Below are 19068 nucleotides of genomic sequence, written 5' to 3'. Positions count from 1 at the left end.
TCAACGCAAAGGAAGTTGTTTGAACGATGCCGAACGCAATCCCTACTATAAACTGCCAGCCATTCCCCTGCTCCACAAGCACCTTAACCATAACGGCCAGGTTTGGCCGGCTATGCCCGCTGGCTGGCCTGTGCGGCTGCACTGTAGGCCCCGATTACCGTGAACCCGTGCCAGCCGTTCCCAAGGATTGGCTGGCAGGAAAGGACCCGGCCTCGGATTTGAAATCCGCCGACCCGGAAACCCTGATAAACTGGTGGAAAAGCTTCGGCGACGCCCGGCTCGATCGCTTAATGGAGAAAGCGTTGGCGGACAACCTGGACCTCAAGGCGGCGATGGCCCGCATCGAACAGGCCCGCGCCGAACTACGTGATCCCGGCCAAGGCCAGCTTCGTCTCCAGCGTCGCGCAGTTCACGCCGAAAACGGTGGAAACCGAGAGCGAGCGCCTGAAGCTGATGTTCAGGGTGCGCGCGGCGATCGACCCCGAGCTGTTAAAGCGCCATCTCAAACACGTGCTGGCCGGGCGCCAGCCTACGATCCAGCTCAATGTCGATGTCACGCGCATGTCGCAGGCCTTCATCGGCAACAGCTACATCCAGAACATCGTCAACGGCGAAGTGACGGCCTTCGTCGAAGGGCATCGCGCGGTCGCTACGCTGCCCGTCGAGCTCGAAGTGCGCGCTCGCTTCAATCCCAACCTGAGCTCGGTATGGTTCGGCTCGGTCATGGAGGTCATCAACAGCATCACCATGCTGTCCATCATCCTGACCGGCGCGGCGCTGATCCGGGAGCGCGAGCACGGCACCATCGAGCATTTGCTGGCGATGCCGCTGACGCCGTTCGAGATCATGATGGCCAAGGTGTGGGCCATGGGCCTGGTCGTGGTGGTCGTGGCGACGGCCTCGCTCGTCTTCGTCGTGCAGGGCGTGCTCGAGGTGCCAATCGAAGGCTCAATCGGGCTGTTCGTCGCCGGCATGACGCTGCACCTGTTCGCCACCACCTCGATGGGCATTTTCATGGGCACGGTGGCGTGCTCGATGCCGCAGATGGGCTTGCTGATGATTATTGTGCTGCTGCCGCTGCAGATGCTGTCCGGAGGCACGACCCCGCGCGAGAGCATGCCGGAACTGGTGCAGAACCTGATGCTGGCGGCGCCGACCACGCATTTCGTCGCGCTCGCCCAGGCCATTCTTTACCGCGGCGCCGGCTTCGGCATCGTCTGGCTGGAATTTCTCGCCCTGCTCGCGATCGGCGGCGTCTTCTTCGTACTGGCGCTGGGGCGCTTCCGCAAGACCATCGGCTCCATGGCTTGATCGTCCCGGAAACCGGTTTCGCCGGCCTGCTGCCGCTGCCGGTCAACATCCGCCCATGCATCAGTCTGAGATCGCGAAAGACTCATGAAAGGTTTGCTGGTTATGCTTAAGTTTTCCAGCGGCCCGGGGTTGCAGCCCCGGGCCTGGCGTTTCCACGGTATCCAGGTTCAGTGGCGCATTGGATCAAAACCCAATGTACCGTTCGCCGCATTCGGACCAAGTGAATTCGCCCCCGCAACTGAGGGTCTTAAGCCTGCATGACCAGTTTCTGCAAGCCCAAGCTGTGCACCAGTTTCAGGCCATGCCCGATCGTTTCAGGGCGGTTTGGCCATCATCAGGAGAATCAATGCATAAAGACAACGTCCATGACAAGCAAATGGCCGACTGGCACGGCCTCGACGCCGACAAAGCCATCGAGCGCCTTGATTCGGATCGCCATCGCGGGCTGTCCTCCCAGGAAGCCCGTCAACGGCTGAAGCGTTTCGGCCGCAACCGGCTGCCGCCGCCCCGCAAGCGCCCCGTCTGGCTGCGCTTTCTCCTCCAGTTCCACAACGTCCTGATCTATGTGATGCTGGCCGCGGCCGGTGTCACGACGCTGTTGGGCGACTGGATCGATACCGGCGTGCTTCTGGGTGCCGTCTTCATCAACGCCATCATCGGTTTTATCCAGGAAGGCAAGGCGGAACAGGCCATGGACGCGATACGCGGCATGCTCTCGCTGCACACGATAGTCATCCGCGACGGCGGACGCATCGAAATTGAAGCCCAGAACCTGGTGCCCGGCGATATCGTGGCGCTCGCCTCGGGCGACAAAGTGCCTGCCGACCTGCGGCTCGTCGCAGGCAAGGGCCTGCGCGTGAACGAGGCCATCCTGACCGGTGAATCCGAGGCGGTGGAAAAGACCATCGATTCCGTACCGGCCGATGCACTTTTGGGCGATCGCACCTGCATGCTCTATTCGGGCACGCTGGTGGCCTCCGGACAGGCGACGGGACTGGTAGTCGAAACCGGCATCCGTACCGAACTGGGGCGCATCAGCGCGATGCTGGATCGCGTGCAGGCGGTCACGACTCCTCTGCTGCGCCAGATAGCCAAATTCGGCCACTGGCTGGCGCTGGCCATCGTGCTGATGTCCGCGGCCACGTTCGTCATCGGGGTGCTGTGGCATGGTCATCCTCCCAAGGAAATGTTCATGATGGCCGTGGCGCTGGCGGCATCGGCCATTCCGGAAGGATTGCCGGCCATCATGACCATCACGCTGGCCCTCGGCGTGCGGCGCATGGCCAAACGCAAGGCCATCATCCGGCATCTGCCGGCGGTGGAGTCGCTGGGCTCGGTCACGGTCATTTGCTCCGACAAGACCGGCACATTGACCCGGAACGAGATGACGGTACAGCAGGTGATCACCAGCGATCATGTGTTTGAAATCAGCGGCACGGGCTACGCGCCCGAGGGCGCCATCCATCTGGGCGGAGCGGCGGTACCGCCCGACCAGTATCCCGAACTGGCCGAAATCGCCCGTGCCGCCGTGCTCTGCAACGATGCGCTGCTGCGCAGACATGACGGCGATATCTGGCAGGTGGAAGGCGATCCGACCGAGGGCGCCCTGCTCGCGTTCGCGACCAAGGCCGGCGCCGATCCCGCATCGGAGCGCGAAAGCCTGCCGCGCATCGACGCCATCCCCTTCGAATCCGAACATCGGCTCATGGCCACGCTCCACCACGACCATGAAGGCCAGGGCTGCATTTATGTCAAAGGCGCGCCCGAACGCATCATGGAGATGTGCGATCGCCAGGCCGGCGCCCTGGGAACAACGCTGAACACTGACTACTGGCACCGCCGCGGCAGGGAGGCCGCATCCGACGGGCTGCGCCTCCTGGCGATCGCCGCGAAGCCTGTCGATGAATCACAGCGCGAGGTGCGCTTTTCGGATCTGGAAGACGGTTTCACCCTGCTGGCGCTGATCGGCATCATCGATCCGCCGCGGGAAGAGGCAGTGGCCGCCGTGGCGACATGCCACAGCGCCGGCATCCAGGTCAAGATGATCACCGGCGACCACGTCGAGACGGCCCGCGCCATCGGCGCCCGGCTGGGGATCGGCCGAGACAGGCCGGCGCTGACCGGAGCCGAGATCGAAACCCTGGATGACGAGGAACTGCGCGGCGTGGCCTTGGATGTCGACGTGTTCGCGCGGGCGAGTCCGGAGCACAAGCTGCGCCTGGTGCAAGCGTTGCAGGCGGCGGGACAGGTGGTCGCCATGACCGGCGACGGCGTCAACGACGCGCCGGCGCTGAAGCGCGCGGATGTCGGCGTGGCTATGGGCCTGAAGGGCACCGAGGCGGCCAAGGAAGCGGCGGACATGGTGCTGGCCGATGACAATTTCGCCACCATCGGCAACGCCGTGCGCGCGGGCCGGGGCATCTACGACAACATCAGGAAATTCATCCTGTTCATGCTGCCGACCAACGGCGGCGAAGCCCTGGTGGTGATCGCCGCCATCCTGTTCGAATTGACGTTGCCGTTGACGCCGGCCCAGGTGCTGTGGATCAACATGGTCACGTCCAGCACCCTGGGGCTCGCCCTCGCCTTCGAGCGCCCGGAGCGCGACATCATGCGCCGGCCTCCCCGCGATCCTCGTGAATCGCTGCTGTCCTGGTTTTTCGCCTGGCGGGTCCTGATGGTTTCCGTGCTCTTCATGGTGGGGTCACTGGGCCTGTTTCTCTGGGAAATGCAGCGGGGTTCCAGCCTGGAGACTGCGCGCACCATGGCCGTCAGCTCGGTCGTGCTGTCCGAGATGTTCTACCTGATCAACAGCCGGTACATCTTCAGGTCCGTTTTATCTCTCGAAGGGCTGTTCGGCAATCGTTACGTGTTGCTCGCCATCGCGACCTGCGCGGGGCTGCAGGTACTCTACACCCATGCCGGCCCCATGCAGGAACTGTTCGGCTCGACCGACCTGAGTCGGGAAGAATGGCTGAAAGTGGTCCTTTCCGGGGCGTTCGTCTTTTCCGTCGCGGAGTTTGAAAAAGCCGTAATCAGCGTCTTCAGATACATTACCTATAAGCAAGCCCGAAGCGCACCGCTGCTGAAAGACTAAGGAAGGCAATGTCTGCATTCACGGCATGAATATGGTGGATGCAGACATCCGCTATTTTTTATTCCTTCAACACAGTCTGGCACTGTTCGGGAAGCACAAGCGCTGCAGCAGGCTTGCGGGCCTTGCCGGAGCGAAGCTGCTCGCGCGCCTCGGCCGAGAACCACCAGTCCAGCGAGGCGTCGCAGCCGTCGCCTTCGGGAATCAGTTCCTGGCCCTGGCATTGGCTGTTGCTAGCCGGACATTTCAGGCGCACATGGAAATGGTCATCATGCCCCCACCAGGGTCGGATTTTCCGGAGCCAGTCGTGCGGCATCCTACTGGCGCACAGTTGGCGTTTGACGCCGGGATTGACGAAGATGCGTTCGACCTCGGGCATGCGCGCAGCGGCTTCGAGAATTTTTTCGTTAGCCGGCGACCAGCGGCTGGCGTCCACTGCATCCGATCTGACGGCCAGCACGGAAGGCGCGCCCCAAGTTTCGCGCTCATCGAGACTCAGGCTTCTGGCCGCCGCTTCCCGGGACAGCAAATACCAGATATCGACATCGAGCCCGGTCTGATGGCTGCGATGTCCGGTCAACGTCGGTCCGCCTCGCGGTTGGCCTAGATCGCCGATTAACAGGGTGCCCCAGCCTTTATCGGCAGTCGTCTGCCCGAGTTTTTCAATGAAATGAATCAGGTCGGGATGGCCATAGACACGTTTGCGCGACAAGCGCATGGTTTGGTAGCCGGCTCCGTCCTGTGGCAGCGCCGCGGCGCCTCTCAGGCAGCCAGCGGTATAAGTGCCGATGCTCTGCGCCGCGCCGCCCATTATAACGGGCGTGGTGACCCGCGCCCAGGCATGGGCGGCAGGCTGCGCGACGGCGCTGCCGGAAAAGGCGCTCAGCGCCAGAAAAAACATCCCATATTGCTTCACCGAAAACCGACTTCTGAACACACCTTTACCTCTGACTGATCAAATCTGAAATTATAGCGCGGCATTTTTAAATTTGCCTTGCGTAGTGTACGCGGCGTACCTTTTTGATCAGCCTTATTCTCCGTTTTCGCCTGCCATCGCTCCAAGCGGCTGAAGTTGTCCTCACAGGCTTGCGTAAGGCCTGAGTAGATTAAGAAGAAAATCATGAAAAATCATTGAAAAATATTGTTTAATGGATATTGCTGGACGGTGGATTTTTGATAAATCCGCTCGATGCATTTGCAAATTAAAAAGCGTATTAATCAACGCTCCCTGGAAAGGCGCCGGTCGAATATAATGTTATTTCAATGAATATCTTTCATGTCTTGAGAAACTGAACGGAATCATCATTAGCACTAATGATAGGAAGGAGTCCACATATGCTCAAATAATCTAATAGTTCTTATAGGCAGCAAGGACTCAATTTTGCTAACGACAATGTTCTGGTCGTAAAAAGCGCTTGATTAGAAAAACCAAATTACTTATTGGTATAAGCGGGATCTTATTTAGTTTAGGTAGAAACAATGGAAAAATTATGTGTTGGGGGCAAGACAGTGTTAAAAGGACGATTCGTACTGCAGGAAGTGCTCGGTCAGGGAGGAATGGGAACCGTATATAAAGCACTGGATTTAGTGGCCCAGGAAGCCCATGACAAGGACCCCTACCTCGCGATAAAACTTCTTAATCCTGAATTTCTTGATGACCCTATTTTTTTCGTGGCGATGCAACGGGAGGCTAAAAAAGCTAAATCTCTTGCTCATCCGAACATTGTTACAGTATACGATTTTGATCGCGATGCGGATAACGTTTATCTGAGCATGCAGCTTCTCAAAGGCCGTCCGCTCAGTTCCTTGATTAAAGAATACCCATCAGGCATGCCGTTTGAAAAGGCCTGGCCCATCATACAGGATATGGCGGCAGCACTTTCCCATGCGCATAAAAACGGCATAGTCCACTCCGATTTCAAACCGGGTAACGTTTTTGTCGACGACAAGAGCCATGTCAAAGTCCTGGACTTCGGCATAGCTTGCCCATTCAAGAGAACAGGACAAAGTGATGACGATGCCACCGTTTTCCATTCCCGCTCGTTAAATGCGCTATCGCCCGCTTATGCAAGTTTGGAAATGCTTAATAACCTTGAGCCTGACCCAAGAGATGATATTTATGCCCTCGCCTGTATTGTTTATGAACTTCTGTCCGGCAAACATCCCTTTTCGCGGTCGACTGCCCAGCAGGCCTTCGATTTGAAAGTGCAGCCTGCGCCTATAACTTCGATAACAAAATCACAATGGAAAGGGTTGCAGCACGGCCTGGCACTAAAGCAGGAAAACCGTTGTAGAACAATCAGCCAGTTTATAAAGGAAATTTCTCCGGAAAAGCGTTATAAATCAGGAGCAATTGCAGCGGCCAGCCTGTTCTCTCTAGGCCTGCTTGCGATCCTTTTATGGCTGTTTTATGGTAAAAACGAGCCGAGCTACGATGTTGCCAAATCCGAGACACAAAAACAGGCGCCTTCAGATAAGGTTGAGGCCAATGCCGTTCAGGCCGATACGCCAACTGATCGGCAACATCAGGAAAGTAAGGTTGCAACCGTGCAGCACGAACCATTGAAACTGCGGTCTTCCGCACCGAATTATCGTATCGGGGAAGCCATGACGTTATTGCTGGAAACGGAAAAAGCGATGTATGTGACCATCGTTCACATAAGCACGGATGGAGAAATTTCTACGATTTTTCCTAATGCCTATGAGCCGAATAATTGGATAGCGGCCGGTAAGACGGTCCGCCTGCCGAAGAAAAATGCGGGCTATGAACTGACTGTTTCGGGCCCGTCGGGAACAGACCGCATAGAAGCCTTCGGCAGCGCTGAACCTCTGCCTGTCACGGAGAATATTATTAATCCGGACGGTAAACTAAACCCTCAACTGCAATCCTATATCTCGTCAAGGGTCAGTTTGACCGTACCGGTTCTATAAGTTTTCAGCTATTGAGTCGCTACAATGCGTACGCGCCTGTTTACCTCGCTGAATGGGTTATTGGGATCCAGCAAGTTGCTCTTTCCCAATCCTGAAAATTGTACTCTTGAGGCATTCAGCCCATGTCTCTTGACAAAGAAATCACGTACAGTGGCGGCTCGCTTCAGCGATAAATCCTTGTTGTATCCATCACTGCCCTTGGCATCCGTATAGCCTTCCACATGAAAATTCAAATTCTTCAACTCACCCGATACCAGGGCCTCCGCCACCGGAGTCAGCTGCCTGACGGCATCATCAGTCAACTGAGCGGAGTTATAGCCAAAACGGACTTCCAGGGAAATTGCTTTAGGCGTTGCGGCCTGAGAAGAAGTCATTCCCGTTTGCCCGGTCGGGCGAATATGAATGCCCCGTGTAAGCACTTTCTCACCGCCATCAGAATTTGTTTTAAACGCTTGAATAACTTCCTCTTTTGTAGGCGCCCTTGCTCCGACGTTTAAATCTTCTGCCCACCCGGCTTTAACTGAAGCCAGGCAACATACTATGGCCAAAGTGATGCCGTTTGATTTATTTAAAATACTCATATCCTATGCTCTCGTCTCTTAAAATTATGATAAATATTCGTCTGACCTTACTCGTCAGTAACCGTCTTTTTTCGTAAACCCTTTAATTTGATTGTGCTAAAGGCAACTCGATATTCGCCAGCGAGCCTGGTGCGATCAACTGCGGCGTCTGCGCGCCGGCAGACGGATTGTGCAGTTTTTTCACCAGCGGCACTGAAAAATCGTGAAGTTCGGCCAGCGTAATTCTGCGGTCGTGGTTGTAATCTGCAAGTCCTTGTAAACCCTCCAATAGCGTGTGAGTAAATAAGCCATGTTGCGCCGGCTCATATTCCTGCGAAAGTTCATCCCCCTTGGAAGCCAGCAACAGCGGAAAGAGTGAGGCGGCTGATCGTTTGCGCAGGGATCTGGCGTCAAACTCGCCGAAAATACTTTTCGCCTGACAAGTATCCACGATGAGTATGCGCCGTCCCGCCGCCTTGCGCATGTTATCGAAAAAGTCAGTCCAGCTGAGCAATGTAGAGGCTTTGCCGCTCAAATTCCTGCCGGACAATACCGACTCCACATCGTTATATTCGCCATCCTGCGGCAGAAAATAGTAATTGCCGGTTTGGTCGCTGAAACCGTGGGAGGCGAGAAATAACAGCACCGTATCATTCGGGCCCGCCTGCTCAAATACTTTCAGTGCTGCCAGGATATTTTGCCGGCTGGGCGGCAGCTGGGCGGAATCGGTCAACAACTGGACGTGGACCTGGTTGAAGCCGTCATTGCTCGCGGAATTTCCCAGCAGGCCAGCCAGCTTTTCGGCATCGTTGACCGCGTATTTCAGATCCGGCACTTTGTTCTTATCGGCCGCCGAGATACGGTCGAAGCGATTGACGCCGACCGCCAGCACATAGAGATCGCCTTTGGGAGGAGCTGCCTGACTCATGGCAGGCACTTCCACCCACTGTTCCGCCAGCCCTAAGGAAACGCCGTTATTGACTTCCACGCGGATCAGATTGTCTCCGCCGCTGACAGGAAATCTGAAAGTCCTGCGAAACGTATCCGTCTCGTTAACGTCAAGGCGGCGCTCCTCGTTCGCCGCAACCGGCAGCAGGTTGGCATAAACGGTGACATCCTGCATGGGACGGCTGTTTTTTTCCGCCTCTACCGTCAACTCCAGTTCAGTCGCGCCCTCGGGAGTCTGCACGGCCCGGGCCGATGCAATCTGGATGCGAGGCGGGGCAATTTCATTCAGTTGATTTAGCGTAAATGTACCCGGAGCCGGTTCCGCGAAGTTCGGCGTCATGATTCCGGATAAGGTGACGGCCTGGCGTGTACCCGCGCTGGCTTGGCCAGGCTGAGGATTGGAATCCGCGCTGCTGTTTGCAGCCATTTGCATGGCCCCTATCTGTGCGCGCAGCAGATCAGGGCGATAAAACTGCTTTTCAAACTGCACCGCACGATAAAAATCGGGCTCATTGCCCCTGCCTCGATTGACGTGCCAGCCGATCAGGCTGTCGCCATTCTCCGATGAAGCATAATAACCGTCAGGCCGCCAGAGCACCCACTCCCGGGAAAGCCGATCAACAAACAATGCCAAAGACTCCTGCCCGTCCTCAGCACGGTACCAGCGCACGGAACCGTCCGACAGAACGGCAACAATCCATTTGTCATCTCCGCTGACTGTAACATTCCATACTGCGCCAGGCGTTGGTGTTTTCCAGCTCAGCTGGTTGTTTTTATCGTATGCCCGCAACAGCCAATCGGTTCCCAGAAATGTCTGCTTGCCAGTTCCGGAAAAGGATCGAATCTCTTCAAACGGTTCCAGCCTCAGCGGCTGCCCGTTTAACACCGGCGTTGTGTTGTCTTGCCAATGCGTTAATTGAATACGCTTTTGAGTCCTGTTCTTGGGCTTAAGTCCCGGCACGGAACCGGATTCGCTCAAAGATAAGCGCTCGATATCGAACATAAAATCCCGGTTATCGGTTATGCTCACTGGAAAGGTGACTTGCTTGCCGTCAGCCGACACCCGGAATTCGTCACTCATGATCGGCGATTGAACCAGATGCGTATCGGAAATACGCGCCACACTGTCCTGATCGTTAATAACGCCAATCGAAGCGTCCTCAGTGGAAAAAATCACGCCATTTTGGCCATGAGGCCGGATGGATTGAATCCGATGAGCGACTTTGATCGTCTCATACCGGCTCAAATCTGTTATGCGCCAGCGCAGGATTTCCGTCTCATGAACACTGTCGGAATCTCCGGCGCCGTAAATGAATTCGCCGGATTGGCTCCAGACAGCGCCTCTGAGCGTTTTCAAGGATGACTGCCCGGGAGCGGTACGCAAACTGTGTTCAACCTGCAGCTGCGGCAAGGATAAGATCTGAATCAGCGGGCTATCGTATGAACCGACCAGAAGTCTCTTGCCGTCCGGCGAAAAATAGCTGTCGGCAATGCGGTTGATTTCGGGCACCTTGACGCGCGCGGCCAGTTTGAATTGCGGATCATAAACGCGAAGATAGCCGTCATTGGAAGCGCTGACGGCATAACCATTACTGGAAAACGACAGTCCGGTGACCCGTTCACCATATTCCTGATCCTGCGCCAGAACCTGAAAAGATTGAGCATCGACAAAAACAACGCCGCCATTGCCGTGCAGGCCGATCGCCAGGACTTTGCCATCAGGGGAAAACTGCAACGCACCGATAATGTTTTTTAACCGCTCGATGCTGTGCTGCAATTTTCCGGTCGCCGCGTCAAAAAGATAAACGCACCCCTGCTGATCCCATTGCCAGCAGGTCCAGCCTCCTACCGCGATAAACTTGCCATCAGGCGACACGGCAATGCTGTCGAGGTTGCCTTCGTAAGCATCGCCTATCGGGATGCGAAGTGTCTTTAACAGCTTGAAATCCCGGCTACGCCAGATTTTGACGGTTTTATCATGCGATATCGTTACCAGCCTTTCATTATCCGGCAATGGCTCTACGCCATAAATCGGCCCGCTATGATAAGCGGTATCGACCCGGATAACCGGGTCGCTGGAGGGCACTGCGGCATAAGCCTTATGGATCAAGAGAAGTCCGGCCGCCATTCCGAAAAGCGTTTTTTTTATGATCATGGGACAATTATTCCTCAGCTTTTTGATAGCGAAGAATTACCGCAATGCGGAAGACCGGCTTTGGATTTGCCGTTTGTTTTATTGACGCTGCAAACGGGAGAATGCTTGGTCGAATAAGTATCCTGTACCGCACCGGTTTCCGGAGAGTTCAAACCCAGATCGGTATTATCGGCCTCACTGCCGCCGCCCAGGATAACCGACTCTTCATTCTCAGGATGATCCGCAGAGTCCGGCCCTTCTTCCAACGAATTGGCGTAATTCAACGTCTGTTTGGTACTGGATGACGTGTCGGTCTGGTCAGGGTCCAGAGCGTTTGTTTTTGGCACATCCAATGTCTTTAAGCCATCCAGCGTTGATTCAGTGTGGAAAATTTTAACTTGCTCAGGGGTCGAGGCTGAATTTTTGGATAATGTGATTTTGGTTGTACTTTCTTCCGTTGGCTTGACAGTAATTGAATGGCCATCAACCTGAACCGTTCCCAATGTCTTTGTGTACTCCGAAGCTTGTTTGATAGCTGGCGAAATGGAAATTCGCTCAGGAACGGAAGGAGTTGCTGAATTCCCTGGCAACTGGGTATCTATTGTATTGATTTCCAATGGCTTAACGTCGATTGAGTGCCCATTAACGGAAGCAAGGCTGGAGAGGCTTTGAGAATCCGCTTTAGCCACAGTGATCTCATTGCTTAAGTTATTAAATTCATTCAAAAAAGTAGCCTGCCTAAAGCCTTCAAAAGGGTCCGTTGTTGGTGCCGGTGTTGAGGCTGCTTGTGGAGACGGGACAGGTACTATGCTGTTCAGCGTAATCGGAGCTGGAGTCTGAGTTATGCTTTTCATCATAATTGAGAGGAAAGCAGGCTTTATGTTATCCGGCACCATAGCCTTTTGCGGCTTAAATGCATTATTAGGTTTAATGATTTCAGGTTTAGTGATTTCCTCAAAATGAAATGCCGCGCTTCCGATCCAGTGTACGCTAAATTCATTCCCGTCATTATCGGAATAATCATGACGAGTGAACTCGCCGTCAAAGATAGTGTATTCTTTGCCAGTCTCTTTATTTACAAAAAGATTTTCCGGAATCGCCTGCCATTTTGGCAAAGAAACAGACGTTTTATAAGCGAACGCTATATTAAGCGGCGCTGCAGATTCGAATAAACCCGTTATATTTCCGTTAACGGCAATTGCTCCTGTCCTGTTGTCCAGCACGTTTACCAATTGACCATCCTCGTCTTGCACCCGTTGTAACTCATAGCCGATAAGCTCCGAAGGAATATCAACATCCAGCTTCTTCAACTTTATTTTTTCAGATTTTTCTTCCTCAGATTTTGTCAGTTTAGGTTCAATCACATGGATATCATTATTCAGGGTGATAGTTGTGCCATTTAAAACATAAATTGAATTCCCCAATTCGATATTGTTGTCATCAGTGAAAGAATCCGTTCCAGCAGGCTTGCCTAAATAAACGCTGCCATTATCCACCACGATTTTTCCGTTAATGGTTAACTTCCCGCTAGTGCCTGTTTGCTGAATATTCAGCACGTCGTCGCTACTTTGATAATTTCCGTTAATTGGATGAATGCCTGTCAAATGGACTTGATCATTAAATGTTATTGATCCTTTGCCCTGGACCATAAGCGCCGCCAATCCCTTGTAAATACTGTCCTGGTCCACCCCCAGAGCATTGTTGAAAGTAATCGAGCCGTCAGAGATCAAATCGAGCTTCCCAGTAGTAAATACATTGTATAAGGAAACATCGCCTTCGCTGATAAGAGAAATATCGGCAGTCCCGGTTTCCAGCAGCTTTTCCGGATTACCCGTAATGCTTCCGGCATGGCTGATTGTCAGCATGCCGTTTAGGGTCCGCACATCGCCATTCAAGGCAATCGCGTCATTTGCCGATAATTGCAATCCGGCCGACTCTCGGGAACGCAGATCGATGGTTCCCAGATCGATTTTGCCCTGACTGGCGGTAATGGATAACGAACGGTCGGCTATGACGCTGCCGCCGATCTTGATATCGCCGTTTTGAGAAATAATGGTCGCCATGGCGGGATTGTCGATATTAATTTCTGCATCCGGATCATCTGCATTCGGATTGCATACTTTGCCGGGTGCAAGACAAGTGCTACCCAGATTAATATCGCCATCGGCATCGATATTCACGGCGGCCGATCCTGAGTTTATGCTGATGTTGTCAGCCGTGGTTATCGAGCTCTCCATGCCGGTCGCTTTCAACTCAATCGCCGCATCGCCGGTCATTAAGTTGGCATTAAGCATCATATTGCCGTTTGTAGTCAGCTTGATCTGGCTACCGGAATGTTTGCCATCCATGCCTTTGGTACTGATATCCGCCCCGCTCGCAATATCAAGCGATTTACTGTTGAAATCGACTGCGCCGGCAGCAAAGATCGGCTTGAGGATGCTGATATTATCGGCATTAGCTACCGTCACTGAGCCATTCGATAAGGCACCGTTCAAAGTTACATCGCCGGCAGCATTAACTATCAGATCGCCTATGCCTTGTTTTTGTATCCCGGTTAATGCCTGCCCGAAACTGGCGTCAGCACCGGAAGTGACATCGATTTTATTGGTTGAGATAAGATGCTGCGCATGCACATCACCACTTGCCTCTAGCGAAATGTTCTGATTGCCGGCGGACAGGATTGTATTGCCTGCCATGGTAATGGCGCCGTTCGTCGAGCTGATGGCCATCTCACCGTTCTTAGTCAGAATATCATTGTTGAGTTTAATGTCCTGCTTGCTTTGGGCTTGCAGGGTAGCACCTGGACGCGAGCTCAGATCGATGCCGCCGAGCGTCAGAGCGCCATTATTTGCTTTCAATACCAGCGACCGATCGGCCAGCAAATTGCCGGCCAAAGTGATGTTGCCGTTTTCGGAGGTGATGGTTGCCGCCGCTGCTGTCTGCGCGTCAGCCTTGCCGTCACAGCCGCCGGACACCAGGCACAAGGAGCCCAGGCTGATGTCGCCGCCCGCCTTCAGAGTCAGCACCTCCGAGCCGGAGTCTATAGCGATATTACCGGCTGTGGTCAGGCTGCCGTTTTGGACCTGCAGATTGATCGCGGCATTGCCGGTCAGCAGATTGCCCTTGACGGTCATATTGTCCGCCGCAGTCAGATTCAGCGCTTTGCCGGCCACGTTTCCGCTCGCCCCCTTGGTGCTGATGCCGGCGCCCGATTCAACGGTCAGGGTCTTGCCGGCGAGATTAACATCGCCGGCCGTGAACACCGGCTTGACGACATCGACCAAACCATCCGCCGATACGGTGACGGCACTGTTGCTCCTCAGACCGTTCAGCACAACATTACCGCCGGCGTCAACGGCAAATTCACCGATACCCTGATTGTTCAGGCCCGCCAGCGCCTGCTTGAATGTCGCGTTGGCGCCCGAAGTCACGGCGATCTTGGCCGTAGTCAGGAGATGCTGCACATCGACATCGCTGCCGGCGGTCAGCGTGATGTTATGGTCGCCGGCGGACAGGATCTTATTGTCCGCCATGGTAATGGCGCCGCCTGTCGAGTTGATGGCAATCTCACCGTTATTGGTCAGGATATCATTGTTGAGCTTGATGCCCTGTTTGCTTTGAGCTTGCAGGGTAGCGCCCTGGCGTGAGCGCAAATCGATGCCGCCGAGCGTCAGGGCGCCGTTATTGGCCGTCAGCAGCAGCGACCGGTCGGCCAGCAAATCGCCGGCTAAAGTAATGTTGCCGTTTTCGGAGGTGATGTTTGCTACTTTCGATGTTTTCTCTGGGGTTGTTGCTCCACACTTTCCGGAGATCAGGCACAAGGAGCCCAGGCTGATGTCGCCGTCCGCTTTCAGGGCAAGCTCCGCCGATCCGGAGTCGATGGCGATGTTATTGTCCTTAGCCATGGTAATGATGCCGTCTGTCGAGCTGATGGCAATCTCACCGTTCTTGGTCAGGATGTCACTGTTGAGCTTGATGGCATTTTTACTTTGAGCTTGCAGGGTAGCACCCTGGCGTGAGCTCAAATCTATGCCGCCGAGTGTCAGGGCGCCGTTGTTGGCTGTCAGCAGCAGCGACCGGTCGGCTAGCAAATTGCCATTCAAGGTAATGCTGCCGTTCTCGGAGGTGATGGCTGCCGCAGCTGTGGTCTGCGCTGCCACTTTACTGCCGCACTCGCCGGAGCTCAGGCACAAGGAGCCCAAGCTGACGTTGCCGCCCGCCTTCAGGGCCAGCCCTGCCGAGCCGGAATCGATGGCGATATCACCGGCTGTGGTCAGGCTGCCGTTTTGGGCCTGCAGGTTGATCGCGGCATTGCCGGTCAGCAAATTGCCCTTGACGGTCATATTGTCCGCCGCAGTCAGATTCAGCGCCTTGCCTGTCACGTTTCCGCTCAATCCCTTGGTATTAATATCGGCATTCGATTCAACCGTCAGGGTCTTGCCGGCGAGATTGACATCGCCGGCCGTGAACATCGGCTTGACGACATCGATCAGGCCATCCGCCGACACGGTCACGGCACTGTTGCTCAACAGGCCGTTCAGCACAACATTACCGCCGGCGTCGACGGCAAATTCACCGATACCCTGATTATTCAGGCCTGTCAGAGTCTGCTTGAATGTTGCATTGGCGCCCGAGGTCACAGCGATCTTACCCGTGGTCATAAGATGCTGCAGGTCCGCACTACCGCCGGCGGCCAGCGCAATGTTGCGATTGCCGGCGGACAAGATTTTATTGGCCGCCATGGTAATGGCGCCGTCTGTCGAGCTGATGGCAATGTCGCCATTCTTGGTCAGGATATCATTGTTGAGTTTGATGCCTTGTTTGCCTTGGGCTTGCAAGGTAGTACCCTGGCGTGAACTCAAATCGATGCCGCCGAGCGTCAGAGCGCCGTTATTGGCCGTCAGCAGCAGCGACCGGTCGGCCAGCAAATTGCCATTCAAGGTGATGTTGCCGTTTTCAGAGGTGATGGTTGCCGCCGCCGTGGTCTGCGCATCAGGCTTGCCGTCACAGCCGCCGGACACCAGGCACAAGGAGCCCAGGCTGACATTGCCGTCCGCCTTCATGGCCAGCCCTGCCGAGCCGGAATCGATGGCGATATTACCGGCTGTCGTCAGGCTGCCGTTCTGGACCTGCAGGTTAATCGCGGCATTGCCGGTCTGCAGATTGCCTTTGACGCTCATATCACCCGTCGAAGTCAGATTCAGCGCCTTGCCGGCTACGTTTCCGCTCGCCCCCTTGGTGCTAATACCGGCGCCCGATTCAACGGTCAGGGTCTTGCCGGCGAGATTGACATCGCCGGCCGTGAACACCGGCTTGACGACATCGATCAGGCCATCCGCCGATACGGCCACGGCACTGTTGCTCCGCAGACCATTCAGCACGACGTTGCCGCCGGCGTCAACGGCAAATTCACCGATACCCTGATTGTTCAGGCCCGTCAGCGCCTGCTTGAATGTCGCATTGGCACCCGAGGTCACGGCGATCTTGGCCGTAGTCAGGAGATGCTGCACATCGACATCGCTGCCGGCGGTCAGCGTAATATTGCGATTGCCTGCGGACAGGATTTTATTGTCCGCCATTTTGATGGCGCCGCCTGTCGAGCTGATGGCCATCTCACCGTTATTGGTCAGGATATCATTGTTGAGATTGATACCCTGTTTGCTTTGGGCTTGCAGGGTAGCGCCCTGGCGTGAACGCAAATCGATGCCGCCGAGCGTCAGGGCGCCATTATTGGCTGTCAGCAGCAACGACCGGTCGGCCAGCAAATCGCCATTCAAGGTGATGTTGCCGTTTTCAGAGGTGATGGCTGCCGCCGCCGTGGTCTGCGCATCAGGCTTGCCGTCACAGCCGCCGGACACCAGGCACAAGGAACTCAGGCTGATGTCGCCGCCCGCCTTCAGGGCCAGCCCTGCCGAGCCGGAATCGATGGCGATGTCGCCGGCTGTGGTCAGGCTGCCATTCTGGGCCTGCAGGTTGATCGCGGCATTGCCGGTCAGCAGATTGCCCTTGACGCTCATATTGTCCGCCGCAGTCAGATTCAGCGCTTTGCCGGCCACGTTTCCGCTCGCCCCCTTGGTGCTGATGCCGGCGCCCGATTCAACGGTCAGGGTCTTGCCGGCAAGATTGACATCGCCGGCCGTGAACACCGGCTTGACGACATCGATCAGGCCATCCGCCGACACGGTCACGGCACTGTTGCTCAACAGGCCGTTCAGCACGACATTACCGCCGGCATCAACAACAAACTCACCGACACCCTGATTGTTCAGGCCCGTCAAAGCCTGCTTGAATGTCGCATTGGCACCCGAGGTCACAGCGATCTTGCCCGTGGTCACGAGATGCTGCAGATCCACATCGCTGCCGGCGGCCAGCGTAATATTGCGGTTGCCGGCCGACAGGATGGTGCCGCCCGCCATGGTGATATCGCCGGTACTGGCCTTGATTAAGATGTCGCCGTTATTGGTGAAAATATGATCGTTTATATTTACGTCATGTCCGGCGGCAAGCGAGATCGAGGCGCCGATTTTACCATCGATGGCCTGGCGGCCGTCGATTTTTGCCGCGACCGTCAGGTCGTTGTCGGCTTTCAGGGATACGCTGGTGCCGCCCTGGAGCAAAGCATTGACTTTCTGTACGTTGACCGCCGCATCCGTTGAGGTGGTTGTTACAGCACCGTTAGCATCGGGTTTGGCTGCCGTTTTATTCTCTTCGACAGTCATCGTCTTAACGATTAAATTGCCCGGGTCGAGCAACAGCTCGCCTGCCTTGCCGTTTTTGGCGCTGGCATCGACATCGCCGTCGTAGTGCAGTGTTTGTTTGCCGGAGACTTCCACCAGACCGCCATTGCCCGAGTTTTGCCCACCGCGGGCGCTGATGGCGCCGTCAAAATGCGTATGATCGTCCGCCCAGACGATGACCTTGCCGCCATCCCCTGCACTATGGCTGTCGGCATTGATCGCGGCATTGCGTTCGACTGTCGTCGTCCTGGCTCTGATGCCTTCGCCCGAACCCTGAAAATCGCCCCCGACCAGAGCCGTACCGCCCTGCCCGTTACCGGAGACGTCAATCCGACTGCCCTCTGCCAGCTGCACCTCGCCGCCGCGTACTTCCACGCGGCCGCCTCGGGCCTGGGCTGTCTGCCCGGAGGCATCCAGCGTTCCGGCTACTTCGACTTGAGTGTTTTCATCGCCGAGCAGGGTGATGACACCGTTACGGTTTTCAACGGTCTGTGCCTGCACATGGCCTTTCAGGTTAATCAGACTGTCGACAATGGCTTTGCCGGTGCCGGCCAAAATGGTCACCATGCCGCCGTCGGCGATGATCTCGCCGGTGTTGCTGACATAGTGCGACAAGGGTTTGCCATCGGCGCTTGAGATTTGCGCCAGTTGTTCCTTGGTGACGGTAAGGTTGATGAGCTGGTCGCCGTACAGGTCCAGGGTAAAAGCGTCGCCGCCGGCCAGGGCGATCTTGCCGAGCCGGGCGTTGATCGTGCCGTGGTTCTCCACGCCTGGCGCCACCAAAGCAACCAGACCGCCTTGTTGCACGGTGATGTTGCCGTGATTGATTATGCGGGCATCCGGATTGCCGGGTTCGGCAAAGTTCATGCGGCCTTCCATGAAATCCTTATTGCTGATGTTCGCCGTGGTGGCAGTCAGCGAACCGACATCGATCTCGGCATCCTTGCCGACCATGATGCCGTTCCGATTGACAAGATAGACGTTACCGTTGGCGGTCAGCCGCCCTAAAATCGCCGAAGGATCGTTGCCCGCCACGCGGTTCAGTGTCGCGGAGTCGCGGCCGGGCTGGTTGAAATTGACGTGTTCCCCGTTATCGATGCTGAAAGCTTGCCAATTGATGACGGCTCTCTGGCTGGCCTGATTGATGTCCATCCGGGCGCCCTGCTGAACGATCTCGGCAGCGCCCGCGGCCACTTCGCCGCCGGTCGGGTTGGCATGCGCCATCGGCGCACAACCCAAGGCAATCGCCCCGACAGCCTCGGCCATCAGCAGCCTTTTGATCACGGCAGGCAGTGTTTTCAGATTGTTATTGTTCGGTGATTGGTCGGTTGCGGTCTTCATCGTAGTTGCTCC

At 55.7% G+C, this 19068-nt stretch carries 7 protein-coding genes; 3 read left to right on the top strand and 4 right to left on the bottom strand.

Annotated elements, in window-relative coordinates; all coding sequences use genetic code 11:
• Positions 1-366: 366 nt before the first annotated feature.
• Both ACTNE6_RS09600 and ACTNE6_RS09595 read left to right on the top strand, forming a co-directional pair.
• On the top strand, positions 367-1311 hold the full coding sequence (locus ACTNE6_RS09600) for an ABC transporter permease (RefSeq protein ID WP_442499510.1): 945 nt from the start codon (positions 367-369) through the stop codon (positions 1309-1311).
• 346 nt (positions 1312-1657) lie between these two features.
• Positions 1658-4408, top strand: a complete 2751-nt coding sequence (locus tag ACTNE6_RS09595; protein WP_442499509.1) for a cation-transporting P-type ATPase — start codon at positions 1658-1660, stop codon at positions 4406-4408.
• Between the two features lie 58 nt (positions 4409-4466).
• Here ACTNE6_RS09595 and mepA read toward each other — a convergent pair whose 3' ends face one another.
• The gene (mepA, locus tag ACTNE6_RS09590; protein WP_442499508.1) at positions 4467-5306 is read right to left on the bottom strand and encodes a penicillin-insensitive murein endopeptidase; all 840 of its coding nucleotides are present in this window, start codon (positions 5304-5306) and stop codon (positions 4467-4469) included.
• A 578-nt stretch (positions 5307-5884) separates the two neighbouring features.
• Between mepA and ACTNE6_RS09585 the strand changes: the two genes are divergently transcribed.
• Positions 5885-7336, top strand: coding sequence for a serine/threonine-protein kinase (locus tag ACTNE6_RS09585; RefSeq protein ID WP_442499507.1), 1452 nt, complete (start codon positions 5885-5887; stop codon positions 7334-7336).
• 8 nt (positions 7337-7344) lie between these two features.
• Here the strand turns inward: ACTNE6_RS09585 and ACTNE6_RS09580 are convergent, their stop codons facing one another.
• From ACTNE6_RS09580 to ACTNE6_RS09570, 3 genes are all read right to left on the bottom strand, one after another.
• Complete coding sequence (locus tag ACTNE6_RS09580; protein WP_442499506.1) at positions 7345-7917, bottom strand: OmpA family protein; 573 nt, start codon at positions 7915-7917, stop codon at positions 7345-7347.
• A gap of 82 nt (positions 7918-7999) precedes the next feature.
• The gene (locus ACTNE6_RS09575) at positions 8000-10999 is read right to left on the bottom strand and encodes a caspase family protein (RefSeq protein ID WP_442499505.1); all 3000 of its coding nucleotides are present in this window, start codon (positions 10997-10999) and stop codon (positions 8000-8002) included.
• A gap of 14 nt (positions 11000-11013) precedes the next feature.
• Positions 11014-19056, bottom strand: coding sequence for a two-partner secretion domain-containing protein (locus ACTNE6_RS09570; protein ID WP_442499504.1), 8043 nt, complete (start codon positions 19054-19056; stop codon positions 11014-11016).
• Between the last annotated feature and the right edge of the window lie 12 nt (positions 19057-19068).

This window comes from Methylobacter sp. sgz302048 (genome assembly GCF_052162025.1).
GTDB lineage: Bacteria > Pseudomonadota > Gammaproteobacteria > Methylococcales > Methylomonadaceae > Methylobacter.
Note: the sequence above shows the minus strand (reverse complement) of the source record. Positions and strands in the feature narration are given on the sequence as shown.

Bases quoted from the DNA above. Each gene is read 5' to 3' on its own strand.
- ACTNE6_RS09595 (WP_442499509.1), top strand. From the start codon at position 1,658: ATGCATAAAGACAACGTCCATGACAAGCAAATGGCCGACTGGCACGGC.
- mepA (WP_442499508.1), bottom strand. From the start codon at position 5,306: ATGTTTTTTCTGGCGCTGAGCGCCTTTTCCGGCAGCGCCGTCGCGCAG.
- ACTNE6_RS09585 (WP_442499507.1), top strand. From the start codon at position 5,885: ATGGAAAAATTATGTGTTGGGGGCAAGACAGTGTTAAAAGGACGATTC.
- ACTNE6_RS09580 (WP_442499506.1), bottom strand. From the start codon at position 7,917: ATGAGTATTTTAAATAAATCAAACGGCATCACTTTGGCCATAGTATGT.
- ACTNE6_RS09575 (WP_442499505.1), bottom strand. From the start codon at position 10,999: ATGATCATAAAAAAAACGCTTTTCGGAATGGCGGCCGGACTTCTCTTG.
- ACTNE6_RS09570 (WP_442499504.1), bottom strand. From the start codon at position 19,056: ATGAAGACCGCAACCGACCAATCACCGAACAATAACAATCTGAAAACA.